The sequence below is a fragment of the Streptomyces rhizosphaerihabitans genome (genome assembly GCF_025399795.1).
GTDB lineage: Bacteria > Actinomycetota > Actinomycetes > Streptomycetales > Streptomycetaceae > Streptomyces > Streptomyces rhizosphaerihabitans.
Map to the genome: position 1 here is coordinate 178,361 of NZ_JAODTZ010000010.1, position 26,154 is coordinate 204,514.

General features: G+C 71.7%; 27 protein-coding genes. 13 read left to right on the forward strand and 14 right to left on the reverse strand.

From position 1 onward, the window contains the following. Positions 1-45: 45 nt before the first annotated feature. On the reverse strand, positions 46-549 hold the full coding sequence (locus N4G66_RS13210) for an Lrp/AsnC family transcriptional regulator (RefSeq protein WP_261704246.1): 504 nt from the start codon (positions 547-549) through the stop codon (positions 46-48). A gap of 98 nt (positions 550-647) precedes the next feature. Between N4G66_RS13210 and N4G66_RS13215 the strand changes: the two genes are divergently transcribed. The 4 genes from N4G66_RS13215 (at position 648) to N4G66_RS13230 (ending at position 4,987) form a co-directional block, all read left to right on the forward strand. Further along, complete coding sequence (locus N4G66_RS13215; protein ID WP_261704247.1) at positions 648-1,403, forward strand: LytR/AlgR family response regulator transcription factor; 756 nt, start codon at positions 648-650, stop codon at positions 1,401-1,403. Positions 1,404-1,413: 10 nt separating this feature from the next. After that, on the forward strand, positions 1,414-1,809 hold the full coding sequence (locus N4G66_RS13220) for a hypothetical protein (protein WP_261704248.1): 396 nt from the start codon (positions 1,414-1,416) through the stop codon (positions 1,807-1,809). A gap of 3 nt (positions 1,810-1,812) precedes the next feature. After that, positions 1,813-3,582, forward strand: a complete 1,770-nt coding sequence (locus N4G66_RS13225) for a sodium/solute symporter (protein WP_261704249.1) — start codon at positions 1,813-1,815, stop codon at positions 3,580-3,582. A 199-nt stretch (positions 3,583-3,781) separates the two neighbouring features. Then, positions 3,782-4,987 carry a sensor histidine kinase gene (locus N4G66_RS13230; protein WP_261704250.1) on the forward strand — a complete coding sequence of 402 codons (1,206 nt, stop codon included), beginning with the start codon at positions 3,782-3,784 and terminating at the stop codon, positions 4,985-4,987. A gap of 162 nt (positions 4,988-5,149) precedes the next feature. Here N4G66_RS13230 and N4G66_RS13235 read toward each other — a convergent pair whose 3' ends face one another. The 5 genes from N4G66_RS13235 to N4G66_RS13255 all read right to left on the reverse strand — a co-directional run bounded on the left by N4G66_RS13235 (position 5,150) and on the right by N4G66_RS13255 (position 10,019). Next, positions 5,150-5,308: a hypothetical protein gene (locus N4G66_RS13235; RefSeq protein WP_261704251.1), complete on the reverse strand. Its 159-nt coding sequence runs from the start codon at positions 5,306-5,308 to the stop codon at positions 5,150-5,152. Between the two features lie 338 nt (positions 5,309-5,646). Further along, entirely contained in the window at positions 5,647-6,600 is a 954-nt protein-coding gene (locus N4G66_RS13240) for a cytochrome c oxidase assembly protein (protein ID WP_261704252.1), read from the reverse strand. Between the two features lie 136 nt (positions 6,601-6,736). After that, the gene (locus N4G66_RS13245; RefSeq protein ID WP_261704253.1) at positions 6,737-7,762 is read right to left on the reverse strand and encodes a 6-phosphofructokinase; all 1,026 of its coding nucleotides are present in this window, start codon (positions 7,760-7,762) and stop codon (positions 6,737-6,739) included. A 270-nt stretch (positions 7,763-8,032) separates the two neighbouring features. Continuing rightward, complete coding sequence (locus tag N4G66_RS13250; protein WP_261704254.1) at positions 8,033-8,761, reverse strand: type 1 glutamine amidotransferase; 729 nt, start codon at positions 8,759-8,761, stop codon at positions 8,033-8,035. Between the two features lie 19 nt (positions 8,762-8,780). Beyond that, complete coding sequence (locus N4G66_RS13255; protein ID WP_261704255.1) at positions 8,781-10,019, reverse strand: MurT ligase domain-containing protein; 1,239 nt, start codon at positions 10,017-10,019, stop codon at positions 8,781-8,783. 154 nt (positions 10,020-10,173) lie between these two features. Here N4G66_RS13255 and def point away from each other — a divergent pair, with 154 nt between their 5' ends. Then, the gene (def, locus tag N4G66_RS13260; protein ID WP_261704256.1) at positions 10,174-10,713 is read left to right on the forward strand and encodes a peptide deformylase; all 540 of its coding nucleotides are present in this window, start codon (positions 10,174-10,176) and stop codon (positions 10,711-10,713) included. A gap of 83 nt (positions 10,714-10,796) precedes the next feature. Here the strand turns inward: def and N4G66_RS13265 are convergent, their stop codons facing one another. Beyond that, positions 10,797-11,441, reverse strand: coding sequence for a TetR/AcrR family transcriptional regulator (locus N4G66_RS13265; RefSeq protein ID WP_261704257.1), 645 nt, complete (start codon positions 11,439-11,441; stop codon positions 10,797-10,799). Between the two features lie 169 nt (positions 11,442-11,610). Between N4G66_RS13265 and N4G66_RS13270 the strand changes: the two genes are divergently transcribed. Both N4G66_RS13270 and N4G66_RS13275 read left to right on the forward strand, forming a co-directional pair. Further along, positions 11,611-12,840 (forward strand): acyl-CoA dehydrogenase family protein, encoded by a 1,230-nt coding sequence (locus N4G66_RS13270; RefSeq protein ID WP_261704258.1) that lies wholly within the window; start codon positions 11,611-11,613, stop codon positions 12,838-12,840. 285 nt (positions 12,841-13,125) lie between these two features. Beyond that, positions 13,126-13,821 carry a transcriptional regulator gene (locus tag N4G66_RS13275; protein ID WP_261704259.1) on the forward strand — a complete coding sequence of 232 codons (696 nt, stop codon included), beginning with the start codon at positions 13,126-13,128 and terminating at the stop codon, positions 13,819-13,821. A gap of 88 nt (positions 13,822-13,909) precedes the next feature. Here the strand turns inward: N4G66_RS13275 and N4G66_RS13280 are convergent, their stop codons facing one another. The 5 genes from N4G66_RS13280 to N4G66_RS13300 form a co-directional block, all read right to left on the reverse strand. Next, positions 13,910-14,149: a DUF6213 family protein gene (locus N4G66_RS13280; protein WP_261704260.1), complete on the reverse strand. Its 240-nt coding sequence runs from the start codon at positions 14,147-14,149 to the stop codon at positions 13,910-13,912. 25 nt (positions 14,150-14,174) lie between these two features. After that, positions 14,175-15,566 (reverse strand): NADP-dependent succinic semialdehyde dehydrogenase, encoded by a 1,392-nt coding sequence (locus N4G66_RS13285; RefSeq protein WP_261704261.1) that lies wholly within the window; start codon positions 15,564-15,566, stop codon positions 14,175-14,177. Between the two features lie 109 nt (positions 15,567-15,675). After that, positions 15,676-16,152, reverse strand: a complete 477-nt coding sequence (locus N4G66_RS13290) for an NUDIX domain-containing protein (RefSeq protein WP_261704262.1) — start codon at positions 16,150-16,152, stop codon at positions 15,676-15,678. Then, a complete protein-coding gene (locus tag N4G66_RS13295) occupies positions 16,149-17,684 on the reverse strand; it encodes an ATP-dependent DNA ligase (protein ID WP_261704263.1) in 1,536 nt (511 codons plus the stop codon). Before N4G66_RS13295 ends, N4G66_RS13290 begins: the two co-directional genes overlap by 4 nt. Before the next feature lie 95 nt (positions 17,685-17,779). After that, entirely contained in the window at positions 17,780-18,724 is a 945-nt protein-coding gene (locus N4G66_RS13300; protein ID WP_261704264.1) for an NAD(P)/FAD-dependent oxidoreductase, read from the reverse strand. Positions 18,725-18,837: 113 nt separating this feature from the next. Between N4G66_RS13300 and N4G66_RS13305 the strand changes: the two genes are divergently transcribed. The 6 genes from N4G66_RS13305 to N4G66_RS13330 all read left to right on the forward strand — a co-directional run bounded on the left by N4G66_RS13305 (position 18,838) and on the right by N4G66_RS13330 (position 24,275). Further along, positions 18,838-19,482, forward strand: coding sequence for a helix-turn-helix domain-containing protein (locus N4G66_RS13305; RefSeq protein WP_261704300.1), 645 nt, complete (start codon positions 18,838-18,840; stop codon positions 19,480-19,482). Between the two features lie 130 nt (positions 19,483-19,612). Beyond that, positions 19,613-20,590: an NADPH:quinone oxidoreductase family protein gene (locus N4G66_RS13310; protein WP_261704265.1), complete on the forward strand. Its 978-nt coding sequence runs from the start codon at positions 19,613-19,615 to the stop codon at positions 20,588-20,590. Then, complete coding sequence (locus tag N4G66_RS13315; RefSeq protein ID WP_261704266.1) at positions 20,587-21,789, forward strand: acyl-CoA dehydrogenase family protein; 1,203 nt, start codon at positions 20,587-20,589, stop codon at positions 21,787-21,789. Before N4G66_RS13310 ends, N4G66_RS13315 begins: the two co-directional genes overlap by 4 nt. Continuing rightward, positions 21,786-22,892 carry an acyl-CoA dehydrogenase family protein gene (locus N4G66_RS13320; RefSeq protein WP_261704267.1) on the forward strand — a complete coding sequence of 369 codons (1,107 nt, stop codon included), beginning with the start codon at positions 21,786-21,788 and terminating at the stop codon, positions 22,890-22,892. Before N4G66_RS13315 ends, N4G66_RS13320 begins: the two co-directional genes overlap by 4 nt. 219 nt (positions 22,893-23,111) lie before the next feature. Then, positions 23,112-23,975: a phosphatidylinositol-specific phospholipase C/glycerophosphodiester phosphodiesterase family protein gene (locus N4G66_RS13325; protein ID WP_261704268.1), complete on the forward strand. Its 864-nt coding sequence runs from the start codon at positions 23,112-23,114 to the stop codon at positions 23,973-23,975. Positions 23,976-24,080: 105 nt separating this feature from the next. Next, positions 24,081-24,275: a hypothetical protein gene (locus tag N4G66_RS13330; RefSeq protein ID WP_261704269.1), complete on the forward strand. Its 195-nt coding sequence runs from the start codon at positions 24,081-24,083 to the stop codon at positions 24,273-24,275. Positions 24,276-24,287: 12 nt separating this feature from the next. Here N4G66_RS13330 and N4G66_RS13335 read toward each other — a convergent pair whose 3' ends face one another. Continuing rightward, positions 24,288-25,517, reverse strand: coding sequence for a phosphodiester glycosidase family protein (locus tag N4G66_RS13335; protein ID WP_261704270.1), 1,230 nt, complete (start codon positions 25,515-25,517; stop codon positions 24,288-24,290). A gap of 75 nt (positions 25,518-25,592) precedes the next feature. Next, the gene (locus tag N4G66_RS13340) at positions 25,593-25,949 is read right to left on the reverse strand and encodes a DUF779 domain-containing protein (protein WP_261704271.1); all 357 of its coding nucleotides are present in this window, start codon (positions 25,947-25,949) and stop codon (positions 25,593-25,595) included. Positions 25,950-26,154: the final 205 nt, after the last annotated feature.

The following is a 26,154-nucleotide window of genomic DNA, read 5'->3' on the forward strand; positions in this document are numbered from 1 at the left end:
ACGAGAGCTGCGCGTATACGCAGGACTGCTGCGTGATCGGCAGGGTCAGCGCACGTTTCCTGCGTCGTGCGGAGCCGCGTGGGTCGCCCCGGCCTCCGGAGCCTCGGGCAGCAGATGGGACAGGACCATGTAGCTGATCGTCTTCCGGATGAACGGCTCCACCCGGATGCGCTCCAGGACCTCCTCGAAGTGCTCCACGTCGACGGCGCGCACATGAAGGAGCGCGTCCGCGCCCCCGGTCACCGTCATCGCCGCGGTGATCTCCGGATGGTTGCGCACCACCTCCGCGAGCCGCCGGGGCGGCGCCGCGCCCTCGCAGTACACCTCCACGTACGCCTCCGTGCGCCAGCCGAGCGCCGCGGGTTTCACCGTGGCCGTGAAGCCGGTGATCACGCCCGTCTCGCGCAGCCGGTCGACGCGGCGCTTGACGGCCGTCGCGGACAGTCCGATCGCCGCGCCGATCTCCGCGAAGGATGTCCTGGCATTGGCCATCAAGGCCGTGACGATCTTGCGGTCGAGCTCGTCGAACATCGCGGGCTTGCTGTTCATGGCCGCACTGTATCCAGCGGCAACCGCCGACCGGCCGGGGACAACGGCCATGTCCCGCACATGTCCAGCGATGCCGATCGCTCATACACTCCACTGTCATGCTGCGCGTGCTCGCCGTCGACGACGAACAACCGTCCCTCGAGGAACTCCTGTATCTGCTGAACGCCGATCCCCGGGTCGGCAGCGCCGAGGGCGCGAGCGACGCGACCGAGGCGCTGCGCAGGATCAACCGGGCCCTGGAGTCCGGACCCGGCGGACCCGAGGCGATCGACGTCGTCTTCCTCGACATCCACATGCCCGGCCTGGACGGACTCGACCTGGCCCGGCTGCTCGGCGGGTTCGCGCAGCCGCCGCTCGTCGTGTTCGTGACCGCCCACGAGGGCTTCGCCGTGCAGGCCTTCGACCTCAAGGCCGTGGACTACGTCCTGAAGCCCGTACGCCGCGAACGGCTCGCCGAGGCGGTACGGAGGGCCGTCCAGCTCCGGGACACCACACCCCTGATCCCCGTCCACGAGCCCGACCCCGACCACATATCCGTCGAACTCGGCGGGGTGACCCGTTTCGTGGCCGTCGAGGACATCACCCACGTCGAGGCCCACGGCGACTACGCCCGGCTGCACACCGCGCAGGGCAGCCACCTGGTGCGCATCCCGCTGTCCACCCTCGAAGAACGCTGGCGTCCCCGCGGCTTCGTCCGCATCCACCGGCGCCACCTCGTCGCGCTGCGCCACATCGGCGAACTCCGCCTGGACGCGGGCACGGTGAGTGTCCTCGTCGACTCGGTCGAACTCCAGGTCAGCCGCCGGCACGCCCGCCAACTGCGCGATCTGCTGCTGCGCCGGACCACGAGCTGAGGAGCGCCGCGTGCCGCAGGACCCCACCGAACGCCGCGTGGTCGTCACCGGAGTGCCCCGGCGCACCCTCCCCCACACTCGGCTTCGCTCGCGCGGACGGTACCCCCAGACGTCCGGCTACTACCGGCCGAGAACCGAGATCGACGAACAGACCACACTCGGCCACACCTACGTGCGCTCACTGATGCGCAGTCAACTCCGCGTGGCACTGGTCGTGTTCGCCGTTCTGGTCCTGCTCGTCGGCCCGCTGCCGCTGGTCTTCGCCGCGACGCCGGACGGCGCCACCCTGGAATGGGCCGTCCTCGGCTTCTGCCTGTACCCGCCGCTGGTGCTGCTCGCCCGCTGGTACGTACGGCGGGCGGAGCGCAACGAGAAGGACTTCGTGCGCCTGGTCGAGGACCGCTGAACCGTGAACGAGAACTACTCAGTTCCCGCCGTCGCCCTCGTCGTCGTCGCGACCGTCCTGGTCGGCGCGTTCGGGCTGCGCATCTCCCGGACCACCTCCGACTTCTACGTCGCCTCACGTACCGTCGGACCCCGGCTCAACGCGGCCGCGATCAGCGGCGAATACCTCTCCGCCGCCTCCTTCCTCGGCATCGCGGGACTGGTGCTCGTCCAGGGGCCCGACATGCTCTGGTACCCGGTCGGTTACACCGCCGGCTATCTCGTCCTGCTCCTCTTCGTCGCGGCACCGCTGCGCCGCTCCGGCGCCTACACGCTGCCCGACTTCGCGGAGGCGCGGCTCGGCTCCCAGGCCGTCAGACGGCTCGCCGGGGCATTCGTCGTGGGCGTCGGCTGGCTCTATCTGCTGCCTCAACTCCAGGGTGCGGGGCTGACGTTGGCGGTACTGACCGACGCACCCGACTGGTTCGGCGGGGTGCTCGTCGCCGTCGTCGTGGTGGCGACGGTCGCCGCGGGCGGCATGCGCAGCATCACCTTCGTACAGGCCTTCCAGTACGGGCTCAAGCTCACCGCCCTGCTCGTCCCCGCGGTCTTCCTGGTCCTCGCCTGGCAGTCCCACGGCGCCCCCCGCGACGCCTTCGACGAACCGCCGACCTTCCGCGAACAGCGCCTCGTCCAGGTCGACTCCACGCTCGACCTGAGGCTGTCCCGGCCGCTCACCGTCACCGCGACGGGCACCGTCGACGGCCGCCGGTACGAGGACGCGCGCGTCCGACTCCCGCAGGGCGCCCACCACATCGAGAGCGGCACCCGGCTGACCTTCGGCCGGGGCGACCCGGTCCCGGCTGCCGACCGCGGCAGCAGCAGTGCCATGTCGACCTCCCTGGCCGCCGGGCGCGAGGAACGTCCGCTCTATGCCACCTACGGACTGATCCTCGCCACCTTCCTCGGCACGATGGGCCTGCCCCACGTCGTCGTCCGCTTCTACACCAGCCCGCACGGCGTCGCCGCCCGCCGCACCACCGTCGCCGTCCTCGGCCTGATCGGCGCCTTCTACCTCCTCCCGCCCGTCTACGGAGCGCTGGGCCGGATGTACGCCCCCGAACTCAGCCTCACCGGCGACGCGGACGCCGCCGTACTCCTGCTGCCCGACCGGATGATCGGCGGAGCCGGCGCGGACCTCCTCGGAGCGCTCGTCGCGGGCGGCGCGTTCGCCGCGTTCCTGTCCACGGCATCCGGACTGACCATGGCCGTCGCGGGTGTGCTCACCCAGGACGTGCTGCCCTCCCGCGGTGTACGGCACTTCCGGCTCGGCACCGTACTGGCGATGGCCGTGCCGCTCGCCGCGAGCGTGCTGGTGGGCGGGCTGCCCGTCGCCGACGCGGTGGGGCTCGCGTTCGCCGTGTCCGCGTCCTCCTTCTGCCCGCTGCTGGTGCTCGGCATCTGGTGGCGGCGGCTCACCCCGCCGGGGGCGGCGGCAGGGATGCTCGGCGGCGGTGGCGCGGCACTCGTCGCCGTCGGCGCGACCATGGCCGGCTATCCGGGCACGACGGGGTCCCTGCACGCGCTGCTCGCCTGGCCGGCACTCTGGTCGGTGCCGCTCGGCTTCGTGACCATGGTGCTGGTGTCCCTGGCCACCGCCACCCGAGTACCCGCCGGGACGGCGGCGATCCTCGCCCGCTTCCACCTCCCGGAGGAACTCACGGACGGCCAGGTCCGCGCGGCGGTCAGCGGGACATCGGGCGCGGCAGCGGGCGCGAAGGAGTCCGAACTGTGAGGATCTCGGCCGACGGGGCGCGCGGTGAGGGGTTTTCGCCGGGGGCGCGGCGGTCGCCGGTACGGCCGTACGGGTGCGGTTTCGCGGGTGGGGTGATGGTCGGGGTGCGGGGTGAGGGGGTCTTGGTGGGGGTGCTGCCGGTTCGGTGGCCGTCGGTACGGTCGCACGGGTGCGGCCCCGCAGGCGGGGTGGCGGGCGGGTGAGCGGGTTCATCGCCGGGCTGTGCGTGGCCGTGCTGCCCCTGCTGGCGGCCGGATTCTGGCTCGGCAGGCGCACTGCGCGGCCCGAGAACCTCGGCGGGCTCGGCACCCCGGTCGAGCACGCCACCTTCCAGACCCTGCACACCGCCTCGCTGGCCGCGCCCCCGCTGCGCGCCGGACTCACCGAGGAGACGGCCCGCCGGTCCGCGCGGCGGCTGCGCACCCTGCTCGGCACGGACGCGCTGTGCCTCACCGACCAGGAGACGGTCCTCGCCTGGGACGGCGTCGGGGCCCACCACCGCACCGAGATCACGGAACGCCTCGGCGGCCCGCTGGAAACCGGCCGCGGCGAGGCCTTCCGGCTGACCTGCGACGAGCCCGACTGCCCCCTGCGCTGGGCCGTCGTCGCACCCCTCACCGTCGACGAACGGGTGCACGGAGCGCTCGTCGCCTGCGCACCCCGTGAGTCCGCGGTCCTCGTACGCGCCGCCGGCGAGGTCGCGCGCTGGGTCTCCGTCCAGCTGGAGCTGGCCGAACTCGACCAGTCCCGAACGCGGCTGATCGAGGCCGAGATCAAAGCACTTCGCGCCCAGATATCCCCGCACTTCATCTTCAACTCGCTCGCCGTGATCGCCTCGTTCGTGCGCACCGACCCGGAGCGTGCCCGTGAACTCCTGCTGGAATTCGCCGACTTCACCCGCTACTCGTTCCGCAGGCACGGCGACTTCACCACCCTCGCCGATGAACTCCACGCCATCGACCACTACTTGGCACTCGTCCGGGCCCGCTTCGGCGAACGGCTGTCCGTCACCCTGCAGATCGCGCCCGAGGTACTACCGGTCGCGTTGCCCTTCCTCTGTCTCCAGCCCCTGGTGGAGAACGCCGTCAAACACGGACTCGAGGGCAAGACCGACAAGAGCCACATCAGCATCACGGCACAGGACGCGGGCGCCGAGGCGCTCGTCGTCATCGAGGACAACGGCATCGGCATGGACCCCGACCGGCTGCGCCGCATCCTGTCCGGAGAGGTCAGCCCCTCCGGCGGTATCGGGCTCTCCAACGTCGACGAACGGCTGCGCCAGGTGTACGGCGACGATCACGGCCTCGTCATCGAGACCGCGGTGGGAGCGGGAATGAAGATCACCGCCCGGCTCCCCAAATACCAGCCGGGCGTGCACTCGGCGGCACGGCGCCCCCGACAGTGACCCGGGCGGCCGATGTGCCGGGACAGGGGGAGAGACGTGGCCGCGGCGGCGGACGGTGTCCCGAGCGCGCGTCCGCGGCGGCGGAAGGTGCCCTGAAAGCGTGCGTGCCCGGAGCGGCGGGCGGTGCCCCGAAGCGTGCGCGTCCGCGGCGGCGGGCCGAGGTCAGGTGCTGCGGGAGGCCACCATCCCCACAGTGATCAGACCGAGCACGACCCAGCCGAACCACAGCCAGCCGTTGCTGCCCAGAGCCACCGTGTAGGCCGTCACCACGACGAGCCCTCCCACGGTGAGCACCCCCATCGTCTTCGTCGAACCGGGCATCGCAGCACCCTCCTCCAGGCGGGTCCGCGACGCGGGCCGTGGCCTTTGGAGCCCATTTTCACCCGGAGGGGGGCGGTTCGCCAGGGCCGCGCGCCCGCCGTCGCCGCCCCGGAGGTCAGGGGGGCGCCCGCCGCCGCCGGGTACGCGCCCGGCAGGGCCCGGCTCCGGTCTCGCGCCGGGCACACCCGGAGACCCGCCGCCGCGTGGGCGGGGCCTCCTCCAGTGATCGCCGCGAGACCGGTGTCCCGGTCGAAGGGTGCGAAGGACGGACGCCGGGCTTCGCTTCCATGCCGCTGAATGGAAACGCCGTTCGCGCAAGCGCGAACGGCGTGGTCGATTCAGTGACCGCGTGCGTTGAGTGAGGCCAGATAGGCGTTGTAGGCCTCGAGTTCCTTGTCGCCGTCCCGGTCCGCTGCCCGGTCCTGGCGCTTGGCCTGCCGCTGCTCGGAGCTGTACCACTGGAAGAGCAGCGCGAGCAGGACGAGTACGGAGGGGATCTCGCTGAACGCCCAGGCGATACCGCCCGCGGCGGTCTGGTCGGCGAGCGCGTCGATGCCGAGGGAGGCCGACGGATTCTTGTACGACTCGACCATCGGCTGCGAGGCCATCATCAGAGCGATGCCGAAGAACGCGTGGAACGGCATGCCCGCGAACAGCTCCAGCATCCGCATCAGATAACCCGGTCGGTGCGGGCCCGGGTCCACGCCCATGATCGGCCAGAAGAAGACCAGGCCGACGGCGAGGAAGTGGCACATCATCACGATGTGGCCCGTGGTGGAGCCCATCAGGAAGTCGAAGACGGGGGAGAAGTACAGCGCGTACAGGCTCGCGATGAACAGCGGGATGGTGAACGCCGGGTGGGTGATGATCCGCATGTACCGGCTGTGCAGGAACATCAGCAGCAGTTCACGCGGCCCCTTGCTGCCCCGCTTCGCCGCCACCGGCAGCGCGCGCAGCGCCAGCGTGATCGGCGCCCCCAGCAGGATCAGGATCGGCGACAACATGCTGATCACCATGTGCTGGACCATGTGCACGCTGAACATGACCATGCCGTAGTCGTTCAGCCGGGTGCAGGTGATGAGCAGTACGGTCAGTACGCCGACGACGAAGGAGGCCGTACGGCCCCATGGCCACGTGTCGCCGCGCCGAGCGAGCCGCACGGCTCCCCAGCCGTACAGCCCGAGCCCGAGAAGGCACGCGACGAGGAAGAACGGGTCCGCGGACCACTCGAGCCCCCGCCCCAGCGTGAACGGCGGCAGATCCATGGTCATGCCGTGCCCGCTGTGATCCATCCGCCGGCTCCTGTTTCTGGGGTACCTCCCAGGCCCTTTTAAGGCACTGGGGGAGGTTGTGCGCTGTCTGTCCGCACCAGAGTAGAACCGCCCCCGGCCGCCGCTGCGGCCGGGGGCGGTTCCGACTGCCCACGGCTCAGAGCACGCACTCCGCCTCGGCGTACCGCTCGTCCGGAACCGTCTTCAGGGTCTCCACCGCCTCCGCGAGCGACACCATCACGATGTCGGTCCCGCGCAGCGCCGTCATCTTCCCGAACTCGCCGCGGTGCACGGCCTCCACGGCATGCCACCCGAAGCGGGTCGCGAGCACCCGGTCGTACGCCGTCGGCGTACCGCCGCGCTGCACGTGCCCGAGGATCACCGGCCGGGCCTCCTTGCCGAGCCGTTCCTCCAGCTCGATGGAGAGCTGCCGGGCGATGCCCGCGAAGCGCTCGTGGCCGTAGATGTCCTTGCCGCCCTCGTCGTACTCCATCGAGCCCGTGCGGGGCTTCGCGCCCTCGGCGGCGACGACGATGGCGAACCGCTTGCCCGCCTCGAACCGCGCGCCGACCCGCGCGGCCAGCTCCTCGATGTCGAAGGGCCGCTCCGGTACGACGATGGCGTGGGCGCCCGCGGCCATGCCGGAGTGCAGCGCGATCCAGCCGGTGTGGCGGCCCATGACCTCCACGATCAGCACGCGCTGGTGGGACTCGGCGGTGGTCTTCAGCCGGTCGAGGGCCTCGGTCGCGACACCGACGGCCGTGTCGAAGCCGAAGGTGACGTCCGTGACCGCGATGTCGTTGTCGATGGTCTTCGGCACGCCGACGATGGGCAGGCCGCCGTCCGACAGCAGGCGGGCCGCCTTCAGGGTGCCCTCGCCGCCGATCGGGATGATCGCGTCGAGCCCGAGTTCCGCGACGTGGCCCTTCGCCCGCTCCACACCGTCGCGCAGGTGCGCGGGCTGGACCCGGGAGGAGCCGAGCATGGTGCCGCCGCGAGCCAGGATGCCGCTCACCGCGTCGAGGTCGAGCTTGAGGTAGTCGCACTCCAGGAGGCCCTTCCAGCCGTCCCGGAAGCCGATGACCTCGTCGCCGTGGTCGACGACGGCACGGTGTACGACCGACCGGATGACGGCGTTCAGGCCGGGGCAGTCGCCGCCGGACGTGAGGACACCAATGCGCATAGCCCGAAATACCTTCTCAACGTGGTCCGGGGACCGGACCACGTTGTCCGGCAAGGATTTCTGCCACCCTACCGGCGGGAGGGGGCCCGGCCGCACTGTGCGTCCGCCTGCTGGACGCACCCGCTCACCTGTGCGGATGCGGTTTCAGACGGGCCCCGCAGGGGGCTGGACGGACCGTCGTCCGAAGCGGAAAGGGTTCCTCCCGGAAACGCGAAGAGGAACCGTTCCTCCTTGAGGAACGGTTCCTCTGGCCCGCCGGGCGGGCCGGCCCTACGCGGGCTGCTGGGCGGACGCGATGCGCTCGGAGCGCAGCGCCTCGTACCAGCGGTCGTCGGTCGGCGGCAGCGCGTTGACGTCGAGGGCCAGCTTCAGCAGCAGGTCCGCGATCTGCGGATTGCGGGCGAGGACGGGACCGTGCATGTACGTACCGAACACGGTGTCGTTGTACGCGCCCTCCGTACCGTCGCCCGTGCCGTTGCCCTTGCCGAGCCGCACGTTCGCGAACGCTCGGGCGGTGGGCCCGAGGTGGGTGACGCCCTGGTGGTTCTCGAAACCGGTCAGCGGGGGCAGACCGAGCCGCGGGTCGATGTCCCCGAGGACGTCACCGACGCACCGCTCGCCCTCGCCGCGCACCGAGACCACGTCGAGCAGGCCGAGGCCCGGCTCGCGCTGGCCGAGGTCGTTGATGAACTCGTGCCCGAGGATCTGGTAGCCGGCGCAGACGGAGAACACGATCGCGCCGTTGCCGACCGCGCGCTCCAGACCGCCGTCGCGGCGCAGCCGCTCCGCGGCGAGCCGCTGCGGCCGGTCCTCGCCGCCCCCGATGAGGTAGATGTCACCGGAGGTCGGGACCGGCTGGTCGCTGCGCACGTCGACACGGGCCACGTCGAGGCCGCGCTGACGCGCCCGGCGCTCCACGACCAGGGCGTTGCCCTGGTCGCCGTAGGTGCTCAGCAGGTCTGGATAGATCCACACCAGACGCAGGCTGTTGTCACTCATTCTCTTCGTCCTCCGTGGCTCAGTTGCCGACACGACGCCTCAAGTCCTGGAAAGCGGTGTAGTTCGCGATGACCTCGATACGCCCGGGCGGTGCCATCTGCACGGCCTGGTCGAGGGTGTCGCAGACCTGGAACTGCTGGTTGGCCACTTCGAGGCGCACGGCGAGGTCCAGCTTGCGGTCGCCGAGAACGAAGATCGGGTGTCCGGTCAGGCGGGTGTAGTCGACGTCCCACAGCCAGGAGGTGTCCGTGCCGTCGGCGCCGCGCGCGTTCACCGACAGGATGACCGGGGTCGGCGGCGGGTCGATCAGGGAGAAGGTCTCCAGCCAGCCCGCGGGGTTCTTGGCGAGCAGCAGACGCAGGTCGCGCTGCATGAACTGCACCACGTCGTAGCGTCCGGCCACCGCCTGCACCTGGTACATGCGCTCCAGGGCCACCTGCGGCGGCACACCGAACACGGCGGCCACGGCGGCCGACGAGGCGGCGTTCGCCTTGTTGGCGCGGCCCGGCAGCTGGAGGTGGATCGGCCACGCGGAACCGTGCGGGTCGAGGACGTGGTCCCCGGACAGGGCCCAGGTCGGGCTCGGACGGCGGAAGCCGCAGTCGCCGCAGAACCAGTCGTCGCCGGGGCGCTGCATCACACCGCCGCAGGACGGGCAGGACCAGGCGTCTTCCTTCCACATCTGTCCGGCGGCCACCCACATGACGTTCGGCGAGGAGGACGCCGCCCAGACGACCAGCGGGTCGTCCGCGTTGGCGACCACGACAGCCTTGGAACCGGCCAGCCCCTCACGCCAGTGCTCGGCCATCATCCGCGTCTCGGCGGCCCGGTCGAGCTGGTCGCGCGAGAGGTTCAGCAGCGCGATGCACTTCGGGTCGGTGTCACGTGCCACACCGGCGAGGTACTTCTCGTCGACCTCGATGACCGCGAACTTGGCGTCCGACCCCCCGGCCAGCGCCGAGGTGATGCCCGCGGGCATGTTGGCGCCGAGCGCGTTGGACACGACCGGGCCCGCGGCGCCCAGGGCCTCCGCGATCAGCCGGGTCGTCGTGGTCTTGCCGTTGGTCGCCGACACCAGGATCACGTCCAGGTGCGTGGCGAGCCTCGCCAGCAGGTCGGGGTCGAGCTTGAGCGCCACCCGGCCGCCGATCACCGATCCGCTGCCGCGTCCGGCGGCCCGCGAGACGGCCGCAGCCGCCTTGCCCGCCGTCACGGCCAGCTTGGCCCGCGGCGACAGCGGGTCCGAGTTGCCTGACATCGTTTCTCGATCCTCCTTGCGTACGCGCCGCGCCCCTGCCCCCGGCACCGTTGGGGGCTCAGCCTATCGAGATCCACTCACGGGCCCGAATCGCGGCACCACCTCGGTGCCGGCGCGGCATGCGCGCGCCTACCAGGACCGTACCCTTGCCGCCATGCGACACGGTTCCATCCCGGGCACCCACGGGCGCGTCCGGCCCCTCACCCTGCTCGGCGACCCCGTCCTGCGCGGGGCCTGCGAGGACGTCACCGACTTCGGCCCCCAACTCGCGGAGCTCGTCGAGGACATGTTCGCGACGATGTACGCGGCCGAGGGCGTCGGCCTCGCCGCGAACCAGGTCGGCGTCGGCCTCAGGGTCTTCGTGTACGACTGCCCGGACGATGACGATGTCCGTCATGTCGGACATGTGGTGAACCCCCGTCTTGTCGAGGCGGACGGTGTGGTCCTGCGCGGACCGGAAGGCTGTCTCTCGCTGCCCGGTCTGGAGGCCGGCACCGAGCGGTACGACCACGCGGTCGTCGAGGGACGCACGGTCACCGGTGAGCCGGTCACCGTGCACGGCACCGGCTGGTTCGCGCGGTGCCTCCAGCACGAGTGCGACCACCTCGACGGAGGCGTGTACGCGGACAGGCTCACCGGGTGGCGCCGAAGGCGGCTGCTTCGGCAGGTGGCACGGGCCGCCTGGAGCGACTGAGCGCGCGCGGTCGTGCCACCTGCCGGCCGTCTCGGCCGACAGCGCCGTGCCCGCCCCTGGCGGGGTGTCCGCGTGGGCCCGGGTCAGAAACCCGGTCCGCCGACACGGTCGCCCGCCGCTGCCAGCCGGCCCCACAGCAGGTCGGCCAGGCTTCGCACCAACTCGGCGCGCGTGCACGGCCGTTCGCCGAGCCACCAGTCCCCGGCGGCGTGCATCATGCCGACGATGCCGTGGCCCCACACCCGTGCCAGCTGCTGGCTGCCCGGTCCGAGATCCACCCGCTCCTCGATGACCTCGGCCAGTTCCTCGCCCATGCGGCGCAGCACCGGCGCCGAGGCCTTGCCCACGTCGAAGCCGGCGTCGCCCGGCTGGCCGCCCTCCGCCGGATGCATCAGGAACCGGTAGACCTGGGGTCGCGCCTCGATGGCGGCCAAATACGTATCGAGCGTCGCCTCGACGCGCTCACGCCGCTCGGCCGGGGCGTCCAGTGCCGCCCGCAGCGCTTCGAGGAGTGCGTCGGTGTGCCGCTTGGCGAGTGCGGCGTACAGGCCGCCCTTGTCGCCGAAGTGCCGGTACAGAATGGGCTTCGTGATGCCGGCCTCGGCGGCGATGGCGTTCATGGAGGCCCCGGGGCCGTCGCGGAGCACCACTCTGTCGGCTGCTTCCAGCAGTTCGCGCCGGCGGCGGTCGGCGGACCTCTGCTGATCGGTCCGCTGTGTGGTGTCCATGTGCTCTCCCCACCCGTGGTGATTCGGTGACGCCTGCGCAAACTAACACTGATCGTCGTATGGGTATCGAACGGGCTGCCGAGCACGGCCCGGGAGTTGACTTTTTCTACTAGCCAGTAACAGACTCCAGTTACCGCAAGTAACAGTTTAGTGCAGCGCTGGAGGGGACATGGCCGAGTTCACCATGGAGCTCAACGACGAACAGAAGGAGGTCCGGGACTGGCTGCACGGCTTCGCCGCCGACGTCATCCGCCCCGCGGCCGCCGAATGGGACGAGCGTGAAGAGACTCCCTGGCCGGTCATCCAGGAAGCCGCGAAGGTCGGCATCTATTCCCTGGACTTCTACGCCCAGCAGTATTTCGACTCCACCGGCCTCGGTATACCGATGGCCATGGAGGAGCTGTTCTGGGGCGACGCGGGGATCGCGCTCTCCATCGTCGGCACCGGCCTCGCCGCCGTGGGCGTCCTCGCCAACGGCACCGAGGAGCAGATCGGCACCTGGATCCCGCAGATGTACGGCGATGCCAACGATGTCAAGGTCGCCGCCTTCTGTTCCTCCGAGCCCGACGCCGGCTCCGACGTCGCCTCGATGCGCACGCGTGCCGTCTACGACGAGGCCACGGGCGAGTGGGTCCTGAACGGCACGAAGACCTGGGCGACCAACGGCGGCATCGCCAATGTCCACGTCGTGGTCGCGGTCGTCGACGCCGACCTCGGCTCCAAGGGCCACGCCTCCTTCATCGTGCCGCCGAACACGCCTGGCCTGTCCCAGGGCCAGAAGTTCAAGAAGCACGGCATCCGCGCCTCGCACACCGCCGAGGTCGTGCTGGAGAACGTCCGCATCCCCGGCTCCTGCCTGCTCGGCGGCAAGGAGAAGCTCGACGAGCGCCTCGCCCGTGCCCGTGAACGGGTCAGGGCGGGTGGCGGCGAGCGGGTGAAGAACGCCGCGATGGCCACCTTCGAGGCGTCCCGTCCGGCCGTCGGCGCCATGGCGGTGGGCACCGCGCGGGCCGCGTACGAGGTCGCCCTCGACTACGCGAAGACGCGTGAGCAGTTCGGGCGCCCGATCATCGACAACCAGGGTGTCGCCTTTCAGCTCGTCGACATGCGCACGTCGATCGACGCGGCGCGGTTGCTGGTGTGGCGGGCGTCCTGGATGGCGGTCAACGGCAAGCCGTTCACGGCCGCCGAGGGATCGATGTCGAAGCTGTTCGCCAGCGAGACGGCGAAGAAGGTCACCGGCCAGGCGATCCAGATCCTGGGGGGCAACGGCTACACGCGCGAGTACCCGGTGGAGCGGATGCACCGCGACGCGGCCATCTACACGATCTTCGAGGGCACCAGCGAGATCCAGCGGCTGGTGATCGCCCGGACCCTGTCCGGGATGCCGATCCGCTGAGGCCTTCGCGCGGGCGGGGGCCGGTCACGGCCCCTTCGTGTTCCCCGCACCCGGTTTCGTGTTCCCCGCACCCGAGGACGGGAAGCCGCGCAGCACCGGTGCTCCGGGCGTCGCGGGGAGCACACGCGCGGCTCGGAGGCGAGCACGTCGGCCTCGCCTTCGAGGACGACCGTCACCCGCCGGACCTGGGACATCGCGTCGGACCGCTCGGAACCGGGGTGCCGGGGCCGGGCATGGCACCCTGGTCGAAGGGGCTCGGAGTCTGCCGGACCGAAGGAGCGCGCGATGACGCCGACAGCCAGGGAAGTACTGGAGGACATCACCGGAAAACTCGCCCCGGACCCCCATGCCAACCGGCTGCTGCCCCTGATCGCCCGGGGCGCCGCCCAGCGCACCACGCTCGCGGCCCTCGCCCTCGAACAGCGCCATGTGATCGCCGCGGACCACCGCGCGTTCCTTCATCTGGCCGAACGCTCGGCCGCGGGCACCGGGACGTCGGCCGCAGACCCGGCGAGCGCCGCCTTCTTCGAGATGCTCGCGGAGGGTGAGGCTCTGGCCGGGGACCGGCTCGCCGCGTTCGCCACCGCGGTGGGAGCCGACGAGGCCCGGGCGGCGGCGTACGAACCGCTCGCCGACTGCCAGGCCTATCCCGCGTACGTCGCCTGGCTCGCCCTGAACGGGGAGCCGATCGACGTGGTCCTCGCCCTCGGCGCCGACTTCGCGGCGTGGGGCGGCTACTGCGAGACGATCGCCGAGGCCCTGCGCCGCCACTACGGCTTCGACGACGAGGCCTGTGGCTTCTTCGACCTCTTCGCCGCGCCCGCTCCCGAACTGGAGAACAGGGCGCTGGCCGCCGTGCAGGCCGGGCTCGACACCGGACGGATCTCACCGGACGACGTCCACCGCCACGGGCGGCTGCTCCAGGCCTACGAGGCGAAGTTCTGGCACGCCCTGTGGGAGCTGGACCAGCGGGTCGTCTGAGGCCGGGGCCCGGCGAGGCGCCCGCAACGGGGCCGGCGACCCGCCCGTCGCCCGACAGGGGCGGCGCCGGGCCCCGTTGCGCCCTCGGTCAGCGACCGCTCGTCCCGCTGCTGTGCGCGATGCAGGCGACGTCGATCCGGTCGGCCAGCTTGGCCAGTTCGATCGTGAGCGCGGCCACCGTGTCCTCGTCGAGGCCGTCCTGGCCGGCCTCCACCAGATGCAGCCATCGGCCGCCCACCGTGCGCAGCAGTTTGCTGACATCGGCGGCGGCCACCTGCAACGTGCCGCGGTCGTCGACGATCAGGGGGAGGGTCACTTCGCGGTTCACACAGGGGATCGTAACTGCGGAACGCTCACGCTCCGTGCCATACGGTGGTGATGTTGCAGAACTCGCGGATTCCGTGCCCCGACAGTTCACGTCCGTAGCCCGACCGCTTCTCCCCGCCGAAGGGGAATGCCGGGTGCGAGGCCGTCATCCCGTTGACGAACACCCCGCCCGCCTCCAGATCACGGACGAACCGCTCCACCTCGGCCTCGTCATGCGTCCATACGTTCGAGCTCAGCCCGAACGGGGTGTCGTTGGCGAGGGCCACCGCCTCGGCCAGGCCGGCGGCCCGGTAGAGCGTGGCGACGGGACCGAAGGTCTCCTCCTGGTGGATGCGCATCGCGGGGGTGATGTCCGTGAGCACCGTCGGCGCGTAGTACCAGCCGCTCCTGAAGCCGTCGGGGCGTTCGCCGCCGCACAGCACCGTCGCGCCGTTCCCCACGGCGTCGTCGACCAGCTCCTCCAGGTCGGCGCGGCCCTGCTCGGTGGAGAGCGGCCCGACCTCGGTCTCCTCCTCGAGCGGGTCGCCGACCCTGAGGGCCCGCATGCCCGCCGCGAACCGCTCCGCGAAGGCGTCGAACACGTCCGTGTGCACGATGAACCGCTTGGCGGCGATGCACGACTGCCCGTTGTTCTGCGCCCGTGCCGTCACGGCGATCCGCGCGGCGCGGTCGATGTCGGCGGACGGCATCACGACGTACGGGTCGCTGCCGCCCAGCTCCAGCACCGTCTTCTTCACCTCGTCCCCGGCGACCGAGGCGACGGCCCGGCCGGCCGGTTCACTGCCGGTGAGGGTGGCCGCCTTGACCCGCGGGTCGCGCAGGATGCCCTCGACCGCCCCCGAGCCGATCAGCAGCGTCTGGAAGCAGCCCTCGGGGAAGCCCGCCCGGCGGAACAGGTCCTCCAGGTACAGGGCGGTCTGCGGCACGTTCGAGGCGTGCTTGAGCAGGCCCACGTTGCCCGCCATCAGTGCGGGCGCGGCGAACCGGACCACCTGCCAGAGCGGGAAGTTCCACGGCATCACGGCGAGCACGGGGCCGAGCGGCCGGTAGCGCGCGAGAACGCGGGAGGCGCCGGAGTCCTTGGCGTCGGCCGTGTCGGCCACCTCGTCGGCGAGCAGTTCCTCGGCGTGGTCGGCGTACCAGCGCATCGCCTTGGCGCACTTGGCGGCCTCCGCGCGGGCCTGCTTGACGGGCTTGCCCATTTCGAGGGTCATCACCCGGCCGATGTCCTGCAGATCCTCGTCCAGAAGATCGGCCGCGCGGTGCATGAGCCGTGCCCGCTCGGCGAACGAGGTGGTGCGATACGTGCGGAACGTGGTCTCGGCGGCAGCGAGCCTGCGCTCGATCTCCTCGGTGCCGAGGGCGTCGTACGTCTTGAGTGTCTCGCCGTTCGCCGGGTTCACCGTCGCGATGGGCATGGCCGACCTCCTGAAAGCGGGCTGTTCCCCGACCCTCCCGCGCGATGCCGTGCGGCGCAACGCGGAGGGCTCCCGGGGTGAGCCGGCGCTGCTGGCCGAACGCCGACTCTCAGCCCGAGTGCTCCGCCAGCCGGTCGAGAAACACGGTCTGCGCCTTCACCAGCAGCGTCCGGGCCCGTTCCGGGGTCATCCACTCCACCCGGTCCAGCTCGGGGAACTCCTGCCGCTGTCCCGACTTCGGTGGCCACTCCATCGTGAACGTGCCGGGGACCATGGCCGCCGGGTCGAGATCCGCCTCGATCGCCCAGGCCGTGACGACCTTGCCGTTCGTCTGGGTGACCTCGCCGAGCGGTACCGCCTCCCCGTCGGGCGGCGGCAGCCCGAGTTCCTCCCGGAACTCCCGGCGGGCGGCGTCCCAGGCCGTCTCGTCGGGCTCGTACTCGCCCTTGGGAAGGGTCCAGGCCCCGGCGTCCCGTCGCGCGAAGAACGGGCCGCCCATATGGCCGACCAATACCTCCACGCCGTTGTCGGTGTGCCGGAACAACAGCAGTCCCGCGCTCCTCTTTCCGTGCTGCTCTCCGCTCATCGCGTCACCTCCGGGTGGGCGGCCAGCAGGGCGTCGACCGTGTCGGTCTCGGCCGGTGTCTTGTCCTCGCGATAGCGCACGACCCGGGCGAAGCGGAGGGTGACACCGGCCGGGTAGCGGGTGGACCGCTGCAGACCGTCGTACGCGATCTCGACGATCAGCTCGGGCCGTACGGTCACCACGTGGCCGTCGTCCTCGACGGCCAGCTCCCGGAGCCGCTCGGTCTGCCAGGTGAGCATCGCGTCGGTCATGCCCTTGAACGTCTTGCCGAGCATGGCGAAGCCGTCGCCGGTGCGGGCGCCCAAGTGCAGGTTGGAGAGCTTGCCGGTCCGCCGCCCGTGGCCCCACTCGGCCGCGAGGACCACCAGGTCGAGGGTGTGCACGGGTTTGACCTTCAGCCAGGAGGCACCGCGCCGGCCCGCGCTGTACGGGGCGTCGAGGGCCTTCACCACGACCCCCTCGTGCCCCCGCGCCAGTGTGTCGGCGAGGAACGACTCGGCCTCGGCGGCATCGTCCGGCCCCGACACCAGCGTTCGCCGCACCCGCATCGGCTCGGGCACCAGCCGTGCCAGTTCCACGTGCCGCTCGGTGAACGGCAGGTCCAGCAGCTCCCGCCCGCCGACGGAGAGGGCGTCGAAGAAGACGGGGGAGACGGGCACGGTCTCCGCGGCCGCCGCCACATCCACCCGGGACCCCACCCGGCCGGCCGTCTCCTGGAAGGAACGCGGCCGACCGTGGTCGTCCAGCGCGATCACCTCGCCGTCCAGGATGAACCGCTCGCCCCGCAACTCCATTGCCGCGGCCGTGAGTTCGGGGAGCCGGTCGGTGATGTCGTCGAGGGTGCGGGTGTAGACACGGACGTTCTCGCCGTCGCGGTGCAGCTGTACCCGGATGCCGTCGAGCTTCTCCTCGACCGCACAGGCGCCGAGCTTGCCGACCGCCTCGGACACGGAGGCGGCGGTGTGCGCGAGCATCGGCAGCACCGGGCGGCCGACGGTGAGCCGGAAGCCGTCCAAGGCCCCCGGGCCGTCCGCCAGGAGGGCCCGCGCCACCGTCTGCAGCGAACCGGCGAGCATCACCGCCCGCCGTACGTCCCCCGCGGGCGCGCCGGTCGCCTCGGCGAGCCCCTCCACCGCGACCGCGTCCAGAGCACCCTGGCGCACCTCACCGGTGAGCAGCCCGAACAGGAAACGCTGTTCGTCCTCGGTGGCCGACGCCATCAACTCGCCCACCAGACGCGCTCGTTCTGCCTGCGAGCCGGTGCCGGAGACCTTGCCGAGCGCGGTGAGCCGGGCGTCCACCTCGCGCACGGTGAGGGTGGGTTCGGCGGCCGGGGCGACCCGGCCGCCGAGCACCTTCCAGCCGATGCCGAGCCGGCCCTGCGGCAGCCGACCCGCGAGATAAGGGATCACGATCGGCACGTCGTCCGCCCCGGCGTCGCGGAACAGTTCCGCGAGCAGAGCGGTCTTCCGGGACCGCGCGGAGGTGGCGGCGACCTCCTGCGACACATGGGCGAGCCGGCTCAGCAGCATGCAGCCATGGTGCAACGCGGGCGCCGGGTTCACACCCGTACGGGAGCGGACGCGCGGTCGTAGGCACCCCTGCGGCCATCGGGTGGGCGCCGGGGCTAGCCCCGTCCTCCCGCGACGGCCGCGTCGAGGTCGGCGAAGAGGAGTTCGCCGTTGAGCGTGGCCGCCGCGCGGTATCCGCCGCTCGCCGCGTTCACGACCTGCTCCGCGAAGCCGGCGGCGTTGCCCGCGGCCCAGACGCCGGGCACGCTCGTCAGCCCGGTCGGGTCGACGACCGGGTAGGTGCCGAACGGCGTCTCCCGCAGCTCCGCGCCCAGCCGGTCGAGCAGGCCGGTCTGCGGCACGGGGCGCGGCGCCACGAACAGCACCGAGCGGTCGTACGTGGTCCCGTCCGCGAGCCGCACCCCGGTGAGCCGGTCGCCGGTGACCACCAGCCCGGCGACCTCGCCCGGCACCACGGCGACGCCGGCGGCGGCGAGCCGGCGCAGGTCCTCGTCCGAGAGCTCGTCCTCGGCCACCGTGTGCAGGAACAGGGTGACGTCCTTCGACCACTGGCCGACCATCAGCGCCTGGTGCACGCTCATCGGCGTACTGGCCAGCACGCCGAAGGCCTCGTCGCGGACCTCCCAGCCGTGGCAGTACGGGCAGTGCAGCACATCGCGCCCGAAGCGTTCGGCGACGCCGGGTACCGACGGCAGCTCGTCGGCCAGACCCGTCGTGACGATCAGCCGGCGCGCGTGGACGGTGTCCCCGGACCCGAGCGTGACGTCGAACTCGCCGGCGCCGTCCCGGACGACGTCCACCGCCAGGCCCCGGACGATCTCCACGCCGTACCCCTCGACCTCCCGCCGGCCCTCGGCGAGGAACTCGGCGGGCGGCATGCCGTCGCGGGTCAGATAGCCCTGCAGGTGAGCGGCGGGCGCGTTGCGCGGCTCGCCCGCGTCGACGACGAGCGTGCGGCGCCGCGCCCGGCCGAGGACCAGCGCCGCGGAGAGTCCCGCCGTGCCGCCGCCGACGACGACCACTTCGTATGTCTCGGTCATGGTGACCACCTCCACGCAGAAGGTCGCCCCGATGCGGCCGGATTGACAAATGGCTTTGCCGATTCTGCAATGAGGTGATGAAGGATGGGATGAGTGGCGGGATGAGTGACGGGATGAGGGGCGCGGCCCCTGCGGGTGTCAGTGACGGAGTCGGGCAGCGGGCGACCGGTGACGCGGCGACGGACGAGGTTCTCGCCGAGGTCGGTCCACGGCTGCGGCGGATCAGGAAGGAGCGCGGCGCGACGCTGGCCGGGCTGTCCGAGGCGACCGGCATCTCGGTGAGCACGCTCTCGCGCCTGGAATCCGGGCTGCGCAAGCCCAGCCTGGAGCTGCTGCTGCCCATCGCGCGGGCCCATCAGGTCCCGCTGGACGAACTGGTCGGGGCCCCGCCGGTCGGTGACCCCCGGGTGCGTGCCGAGCCGATCGTGCGGGGCGGCCGGACGCACTGGCCGCTGACCCGCCAGCCCGGTGGACTCCAGGCCTACAAGGTGCTCGAACCCCGGCGGACCATGGAACCCGACCCGCGGACGCACGAGGGCTACGAGTGGCTGTATGTGCTGTCCGGGCGGCTGCGGCTGGTGCTCGGCGAGCACGACGTCGTGCTCGGGGCGGGGGAGGCGGCGGAGTTCGACACCCGGGTCCCGCACTGGTTCGGTTCGACGGGGGAGGGGCCAGTGGAGTTCCTCAGCCTGTTCGGGCCGCAGGGTGAGCGGATGCACGTACGGGCGCGGCCCAAGGTGCGGGGCAAGGAGCTGTGAGAGCGGGCGGCGGGGCGGCTCGCGCCGTGCGTGGCGAAGACGACGGCCGCCGACTGTTCCCAGGTAGGCAAGCGACCGCTTAGTATGCGATCGACCCCGGTCAGACGACGCAGTCCCCTGGAGGCCCCGCATGCAGGCATGGCAAGTGCACCAGAACGGCGAGCCCGTAACGGCGATGCGCCTCCAGGAGGTGGATCGGCCGACGCCCGGTGACGGCCAGGTCCTGCTCAAGGTGCGCGCCGCGAACATCAACTTCCCGGACGCGCTGATGTGCCGCGGCCACTACCAGGTCAGGCCGCCGCTGCCCTTCACGCCCGGGGTGGAGATCTGCGGCGAGACCGAGGACGGACGCCGGGTGATCGCCACCCCCGCGCTGCCGTACGGCGGATTCGCCGAGTACGCGGTCGCGGACGCCGCCGCCCTGCTGCCCGCGCCCGACGCCCTCGACGACGCCGAGGCCGCGGCCCTGCACATCGGCTACCAGACCGGCTGGTTCGGCCTGCACCGCAGGGCCCGCCTGGAGGCCGGCGAGACCCTGCTCGTCCACGCGGCCGCCGGAGGGGTCGGCAGCGCGGCCGTGCAGCTCGGGAAGGCGGCGGGCGCGACCGTCATCGGTGTCGTGGGCGACGCCGACAAGGCCGCTGTGGCGCGCGGACTGGGCTGCGACGTCGTCATCGACCGGCGGTCCGAGGACGTCATAGGCGCGGTCAAGGAGGCGACCGGCGGACGCGGCGCGGACGTGATCTACGATCCCGTCGGCGGCGAGGCCTACACCCAGTCCACGAAGGTCGTCGCCTTCGAGGGCCGGATCGTGGTCGTCGGCTTCGCGAGCGGTTCGATCCCGAGCGCCGCCCTGAACCACGCCCTCGTCAAGAACTACGGGATCCTCGGTCTGCACTGGGGCCTGTACAACACCAAGAACCCGAAGCTGGTCCTGCACTGCCACGAGCAGCTCACCGGGCTGGCCGCACGGGGCGCGATCAAGCCGCTGGTGAGCGAGCGGGTGCCGCTGAGCGGGGCCGCCGCCGCCGTGCAGCGGGTCGCCGACGGAGTCACCACCGGACGGATCGCCGTGATGCCCGCACTTCAGAACGGAGCCGCCGCATGACCGACGCAGCCGAACTGCGCCGCCGCACCCAGGAGTTGCTGGCCGAGCATCCTCCCCAGGAAACCGACCGCCTGGACTTCCTGAAGGCACGCTTCGACGCCGGACTCGCCTGGGTTCACTACCCGGAGGGCCTCGGCGGACTCGGTGCCCCGCGCAGCCTCCAGGCCGTCGTGGACGCCGAGCTGGCGGCCGCGGGCGCGCCCGACAACGACCCGCGGCGGATCGGCATCGGCCTCGGCATGGCCGCCCCGACCATCCTCGGCTTCGGCACCGAGGAGCAGAAGCGGCGCTTCCTGCGGCCCCTGTGGGTCGGCGAGGAGGTGTGGTGCCAGCTCTTCAGCGAGCCCGGCGCGGGCTCGGACCTCGCCGCCCTCGGCACCCGCGCCGTCCGCTCCGACGGCGACGAGGCCGGGAGCGGGGGAGAGTGGGTGGTCAACGGACAGAAGGTGTGGACCTCCAGCGCCCACCTCGCCCGCTGGGCCATCCTCATCGCCCGCACCGACCCGGACGTGCCCAAGCACCGCGGTATCACCTACTTCATCTGCGACATGACCGACCCGGGTGTCGACGTACGGCCGCTGCGCCAGATCACCGGCGAGGCCGAGTTCAACGAGGTCTTCCTCACCGACGTCCGCATCCCCGACGCGCACCGACTCGGCGAGGTCGGCGACGGCTGGCGGGTCGCGCAGACCACGCTGATGAACGAGCGCGTCTCCATCGGCGGCATGCGCATCCCGCGCGAGGGCGGCATGATCGGCCCCGTCTCGAAGACCTGGCGCGAGCGGCCCGAACTGCGCACCCACGACACGCACCAGCGGCTGCTGAAGCTGTGGGTCGAGTCCGAGGTCGCCCGGCTCTCCGGCGAGCGGCTGCGCCAGCAGCTCGCCCAGGGCCAGCCCGGCCACGAGGGCTCCGGCATGAAGCTCGGCTTCGCCCGGCTCAACCAGGAGATCAGCGGACTGGAGGTCGAACTCCTCGGCGAGGAAGGCCTGTTGTACGAGGACTGGACGATGCGGCGGCCGGAACTGGTCGACTTCACCGGCCGCGACGCCGGATACCGCTATCTGCGCTCCAAGGGCAACAGCATCGAGGGCGGGACCAGCGAGGTCCTGCTGAACATCGTCGCCGAACGCGTCCTGGGCCTGCCGTCCGAGCCGCGCACCGACAAGGACGTCGCATGGAAGGACCTCGCCCGATGAGCCAGGTGAGCACCGAACCCGATCTGCTCTACACCGAGGAGGAGGAGGCGCTGCGCGCCGCCGTCCGTGACCTCCTCGCCGACCGCTGTGCCGCGGCGGACGTCATCACCCGCACCGAGTCGGGCACTCCGCACGACCCCGAGCTGTGGAAGGCCCTCTCGGAGGGCATGGGCCTCGCCGGCCTGCTGGTGCCCGAGGAGCAGGGCGGCCAGGGTGCCACGCACCGCGAAGCCGCCGTGGTTCTGGAGGAGTTGGGCCGCGCGGTCGCACCCGTGCCGTACCTGACGAGCGCCGTGGTCGCGACCGAGGCGCTGCTGGCCTGCGAGGGACAGGCGGCGGCCGAACTGCTGGCCGCGCTCGCCTCCGGCCGGACGGTGGGCGCCCTCGCCGTCCCGCTGAACGTCGGACCGGGCGCCGCCCACCAAGCCGTACGGCTGGAGAACGGTTCCCTGCACGGTGAGCTGACGGGCATCGCGGACGCGGTGGCCGCCGACGTCCTGCTGGTTCCGGCCGAGGACGGCGGGCTGTACGCCGTCGACGCGGACGCCGTCACGATCGTCCCGCAGGTCTGTCTCGACCAGACCCGGCCGCTCGCCCGCATCACCTTCGAGGGGGCGCCCGCACGGCTGCTCACCGAGGATGCGCCCGTGGCCGTACGGCGCGCCCTTCGGGCCGGCGCCGGACTGCTCGCGTCCGAGCAACTCGGCATTGCCGACTGGTCGTTGACGGAGACGGTCCGCTACCTCAAGGAGCGCAAGCAGTTCAACCGGCCGGTCGGCGGATTCCAGGCGCTCAAGCACCGGCTGGCCCAGGTGTGGCTGGAGGTCGTGGGCACCCGCGCCGCCGCCCGGAACGCGGCCGACGCGCTGGCCACCGGCAGCCCGGACAGCGACGTGGCGGTCGCCGTCGCCCAGGCGTACGCGGCACTCGTCGCGGTGCACGCCGCCGAGGAGGCGGTCCAGCTGCACGGCGGCATCGGCATGACGTGGGAGCATCCGGCGCATCTGTATCTGAAGCGCGCCAAGGCCGACTCGATCGCCTACGGCACGGCGGGCGCGCACCGCGTGGCCCTGGCCGAACTGGTCGATCTCCAGGCGCCCTGACACCGTTCCGAGTGAAGCCCGCCCCACCTGGGGCGGGCTTTTTTTCGTGCGCCCACGACACGCGGGGAGGGAACGGGGGGAACGCCGGATCGCGCCCGGATCCGGTGAAGTGAACGCGTCGCGTCGGTCCGGCCAACTCCCTTCAAGGCAGGGTTTCCTGGGCCCCACCGGCCGCATACTCCCTGAGGTTCCGTACGGCATCCTCAAGGGAGGCAGAGCATGGCCCTTACCACCCGTCGCAGAGCCCTCACCACCCTCGGCGCCGCCCTCGCGGGCTCGTTCGCCCTACCCGCGTCGCGGGCTCTCGCGGCCGAGGCGAAGCCCCGCACGCGCCCGCTGTGGCGCGCCCACGCGCACAACGACTACGAGCACCCACGCCCCCTCTTCGACGCCCTCGACCACCGCTTCGGCAGCGTCGAGGCCGACATCTACCTCGTGGGCGACCAACTCCTCGTCGCCCACGACCCGGTGGAGCTCGACCCCACCCGCACGCTCGAAACCCTCTACCTCGAACCGCTGGCCGCCCGTGTCAGGGCCAACCACGGCTCGGTGTACCGGGGTTACCACAAGCCGCTGCAACTGCTCATCGACATCAAGACCGAGGGCTCCTCGACGTACCTCGAACTCGACCGTCATCTGCGCCGCCACCGGCACCTGTTCACGAGGTACGCGCACGGCCGGGTGCACCCCGGCCCGATCACCGCCGTCATCTCCGGGGACCGCGCCGCGCGGACGCCCATGGAGGCGCAGACCGAGCGGCTCGCCTTCTACGACGGCCGGCTCGCCGACCTCGGCGGCACCGCCCCCGCCTCCTTCATCCCGCTGATCAGCGACAACTGGACACTCAACTTCAGCTGGCTGGGCGAGGGCCCGTTCCCGGACGCCGAGCGCGAGAAGCTGCGGGGCATCATGGCGGCCGCGCACGCGCGCCGGCAGAAGGTCCGGTTCTGGGCCACCCCCGACCTCGCGGGTCCGACACGCGAGGCGCTCTGGCGCGAACTTCTCGCCGCCGACGTCGACTACCTCAACACCGATGACCTGGGCGGTCTCGAAGAGTTCCTCGACGCCCACGACCGACAGTAGGAAGACCACCCGTTCGGGGGACACGTCAGCCGCCCGGACGATCCCTCCGCTACGCCACACTTACGGCCGAACGCCGCGAAGTGGACGTGGCGGAGGAGGTTGACGATGGCCATTTCCATCTCTGTGGTGCTGCTGCTCCTGGTGCTGGCAGTGATCTTCCTGCGCAACGGAGGGCTGAAGATCTCCCACGCGCTGGTCTGCGCCCTGCTGGGTTTCCTGCTGGCCAGCACGAGCATGGCCCCGACCATCCACAGCGGTCTCACCGCGACGGCGGACATCGTGGGCAGCCTGACGCCATGACGTGCCGCCGCGTCACGGGCGAGTGAACACCCCGATACCGTTCGGGACGGGACGCTCGGCGCCGCCGCTCGGGTGGTTGAGGACACTGACCGCGTCCGCCCCTGCCTGCCGGGCGACCATCGTGGTGGATCCGCCGCCGTCCAGGCTGAAGGCGTCCTGCGACCCCAACTGCTCCATCGCCGCCGTCACTTCGGCGATGGTGAGTCCGTTGCGGAACTCCGGGGCGCCGTCCAGGGCCAGGAGCTGCATCCGGCGCCCATGGTCGGAGAAGCCCACCGCGGTCCGTACCGCGGAGGTCTTGTCGTCCAGACCCGGCAGCGGCACACCGTCGGTCATCATCGGATAGCCCCCGACCGCGAACCGGTACGGCACCCGGGAGGACTTCGCCACCAGCCGGTGCCGCACCCCGACCCACTCGCCCACGGACAGTTTCCGCAGCTCCTGGGCGCCCGCCTCGCGGCCGACCAGCACGGTGGTGCCGGGTGCGATGGGTCCGCTGCCCGGAGTTTCGGCGGCGGACACGACCCGGCCGCGGCGGACCGTCACCTCGTAGGTGTCGGTGCTGCACGGCGCGGCCCGGTTCGTGTCCGTGCCACAGGTCGCGCGCACCCGCGAGACACTGCCCCAGTCCGCGGTGAACGCGCCGACGGAGCCGACCGGGAGCGCGTACTGGTTGAACCCGCCGAGCGGCCAGGTGCCTTCGGGGCTGCGGACGGACCCGTCCAGGGCCACGCCGTCCAGCCGGGCCCGGCGGTCGACGCCCACACCGAACACGTCCTCGGTGGTCGTGCCGGGCGGCAGCGCCGGTCCGAATCGCTGGCCGTCGGGGACCGCGGCCTTGAGTCCATGGCCGCTCGCGATCGCCGGACCCACGGTCGCGCCCGTCGCCTCGACACCCGGATGCTGGGTCTCCGTGATGTCGAAGAAGTCGCCGTTGACCCCGGCGACCGCGCCCCGGGAGTCGGCCAGCTCGGACACGGGCTCCCGGGACGCCACGGCGCCGGGGTAGAGGAGGTCGACGCGCACATGGGGATTGCGCAGATCGACGTTCAATACGTGCGCGTGAGCGACTCCCCTGGCCGCCGGGATGTCCAGCTGTGTGTACTCGACGCCGGGCGCGATGTCGGTCGCGCCCTCCGCGCCGCTGGCCGGTGCCGCCCCTGTCAGGGCCGCACCGGCCAGCGCTCCGCTTGCCGTGAAGACCGTCAGTGCCGTTCTGAACCGTCTGCCGCGACGTGTCACCGTGCCCCCTGATGTCTCGTCAACTTTCCCAGGACTCAGGGGAATTGCACCAGAGGTCGGTACCCGGGCCGGTGGCTAGACGCCGACGACGCGGGAACGGATCAGAAAACGCACTCCTTCGGGTGCTTCGAGGGAGAAGCCGCTGCCCCGGCCCGGCACGACGTCCACGATCAGGCGCGTGTGGCGCCACAGTTCGTACTGGCTCTTCGAGATCCAGAAGGTGATGGGCTCGTCGACGCCCTCGACCTCCAACTCGGCCAGCAGCACGTCGGAGCCGCCGGTGCGGAACTCGCCCTCCGGGTAGCACATGGGCGCGCTGCCGTCGCAGCAGCCGCCCGACTGATGGAACATCAGCGGTCCGTGCTGGGTGCGCAGTCGCCGCAGCAGCTCGGCGGCCGCGGGCGTCAGCTCCACGCGCGGGACGACGTCCATCGGCTCTCCCCCTCCGGTGTCACGGCTCTCACGGCTCCTGCGCGCGGACCTCCGGCACGGAGCACGACTCAGCCGACCATCCCGGACGTTGCGAGAGGGTTGCACGCCCCGGACGTACAAGAGACCGGCCCCCGGTGGCGCCCGCGTACTGCGGGTCGTCACCGAGGACCGGCCTCGGGAGTGCTGGATGCCGGCGGACGAGGTG

Coding starts and splice junctions, on each gene's coding strand:
- N4G66_RS13210 (WP_261704246.1), bottom strand. CDS start 549: ATGAACAGCAAGCCCGCGATGTTCGACGAGCTCGACCGCAAGATCGTC.
- N4G66_RS13215 (WP_261704247.1), top strand. CDS start 648: ATGCTGCGCGTGCTCGCCGTCGACGACGAACAACCGTCCCTCGAGGAA.
- N4G66_RS13235 (WP_261704251.1), bottom strand. CDS start 5,308: ATGCCCGGTTCGACGAAGACGATGGGGGTGCTCACCGTGGGAGGGCTC.
- N4G66_RS13240 (WP_261704252.1), bottom strand. CDS start 6,600: ATGGATCACAGCGGGCACGGCATGACCATGGATCTGCCGCCGTTCACG.
- N4G66_RS13245 (WP_261704253.1), bottom strand. CDS start 7,762: ATGCGCATTGGTGTCCTCACGTCCGGCGGCGACTGCCCCGGCCTGAAC.
- N4G66_RS13250 (WP_261704254.1), bottom strand. CDS start 8,761: ATGAGTGACAACAGCCTGCGTCTGGTGTGGATCTATCCAGACCTGCTG.
- N4G66_RS13255 (WP_261704255.1), bottom strand. CDS start 10,019: ATGTCAGGCAACTCGGACCCGCTGTCGCCGCGGGCCAAGCTGGCCGTG.
- def (WP_261704256.1), top strand. CDS start 10,174: ATGCGACACGGTTCCATCCCGGGCACCCACGGGCGCGTCCGGCCCCTC.
- N4G66_RS13265 (WP_261704257.1), bottom strand. CDS start 11,441: ATGGACACCACACAGCGGACCGATCAGCAGAGGTCCGCCGACCGCCGC.
- N4G66_RS13270 (WP_261704258.1), top strand. CDS start 11,611: ATGGCCGAGTTCACCATGGAGCTCAACGACGAACAGAAGGAGGTCCGG.
- N4G66_RS13275 (WP_261704259.1), top strand. CDS start 13,126: ATGACGCCGACAGCCAGGGAAGTACTGGAGGACATCACCGGAAAACTC.
- N4G66_RS13285 (WP_261704261.1), bottom strand. CDS start 15,566: ATGCCCATCGCGACGGTGAACCCGGCGAACGGCGAGACACTCAAGACG.
- N4G66_RS13290 (WP_261704262.1), bottom strand. CDS start 16,152: ATGAGCGGAGAGCAGCACGGAAAGAGGAGCGCGGGACTGCTGTTGTTC.
- N4G66_RS13295 (WP_261704263.1), bottom strand. CDS start 17,684: ATGCTGCTGAGCCGGCTCGCCCATGTGTCGCAGGAGGTCGCCGCCACC.
- N4G66_RS13300 (WP_261704264.1), bottom strand. CDS start 18,724: ATGACCGAGACATACGAAGTGGTCGTCGTCGGCGGCGGCACGGCGGGA.
- N4G66_RS13305 (WP_261704300.1), top strand. CDS start 18,838: ATGAGGGGCGCGGCCCCTGCGGGTGTCAGTGACGGAGTCGGGCAGCGG.
- N4G66_RS13310 (WP_261704265.1), top strand. CDS start 19,613: ATGCAGGCATGGCAAGTGCACCAGAACGGCGAGCCCGTAACGGCGATG.
- N4G66_RS13315 (WP_261704266.1), top strand. CDS start 20,587: ATGACCGACGCAGCCGAACTGCGCCGCCGCACCCAGGAGTTGCTGGCC.
- N4G66_RS13320 (WP_261704267.1), top strand. CDS start 21,786: ATGAGCCAGGTGAGCACCGAACCCGATCTGCTCTACACCGAGGAGGAG.
- N4G66_RS13325 (WP_261704268.1), top strand. CDS start 23,112: ATGGCCCTTACCACCCGTCGCAGAGCCCTCACCACCCTCGGCGCCGCC.
- N4G66_RS13330 (WP_261704269.1), top strand. CDS start 24,081: ATGGCCATTTCCATCTCTGTGGTGCTGCTGCTCCTGGTGCTGGCAGTG.
- N4G66_RS13340 (WP_261704271.1), bottom strand. CDS start 25,949: ATGGACGTCGTCCCGCGCGTGGAGCTGACGCCCGCGGCCGCCGAGCTG.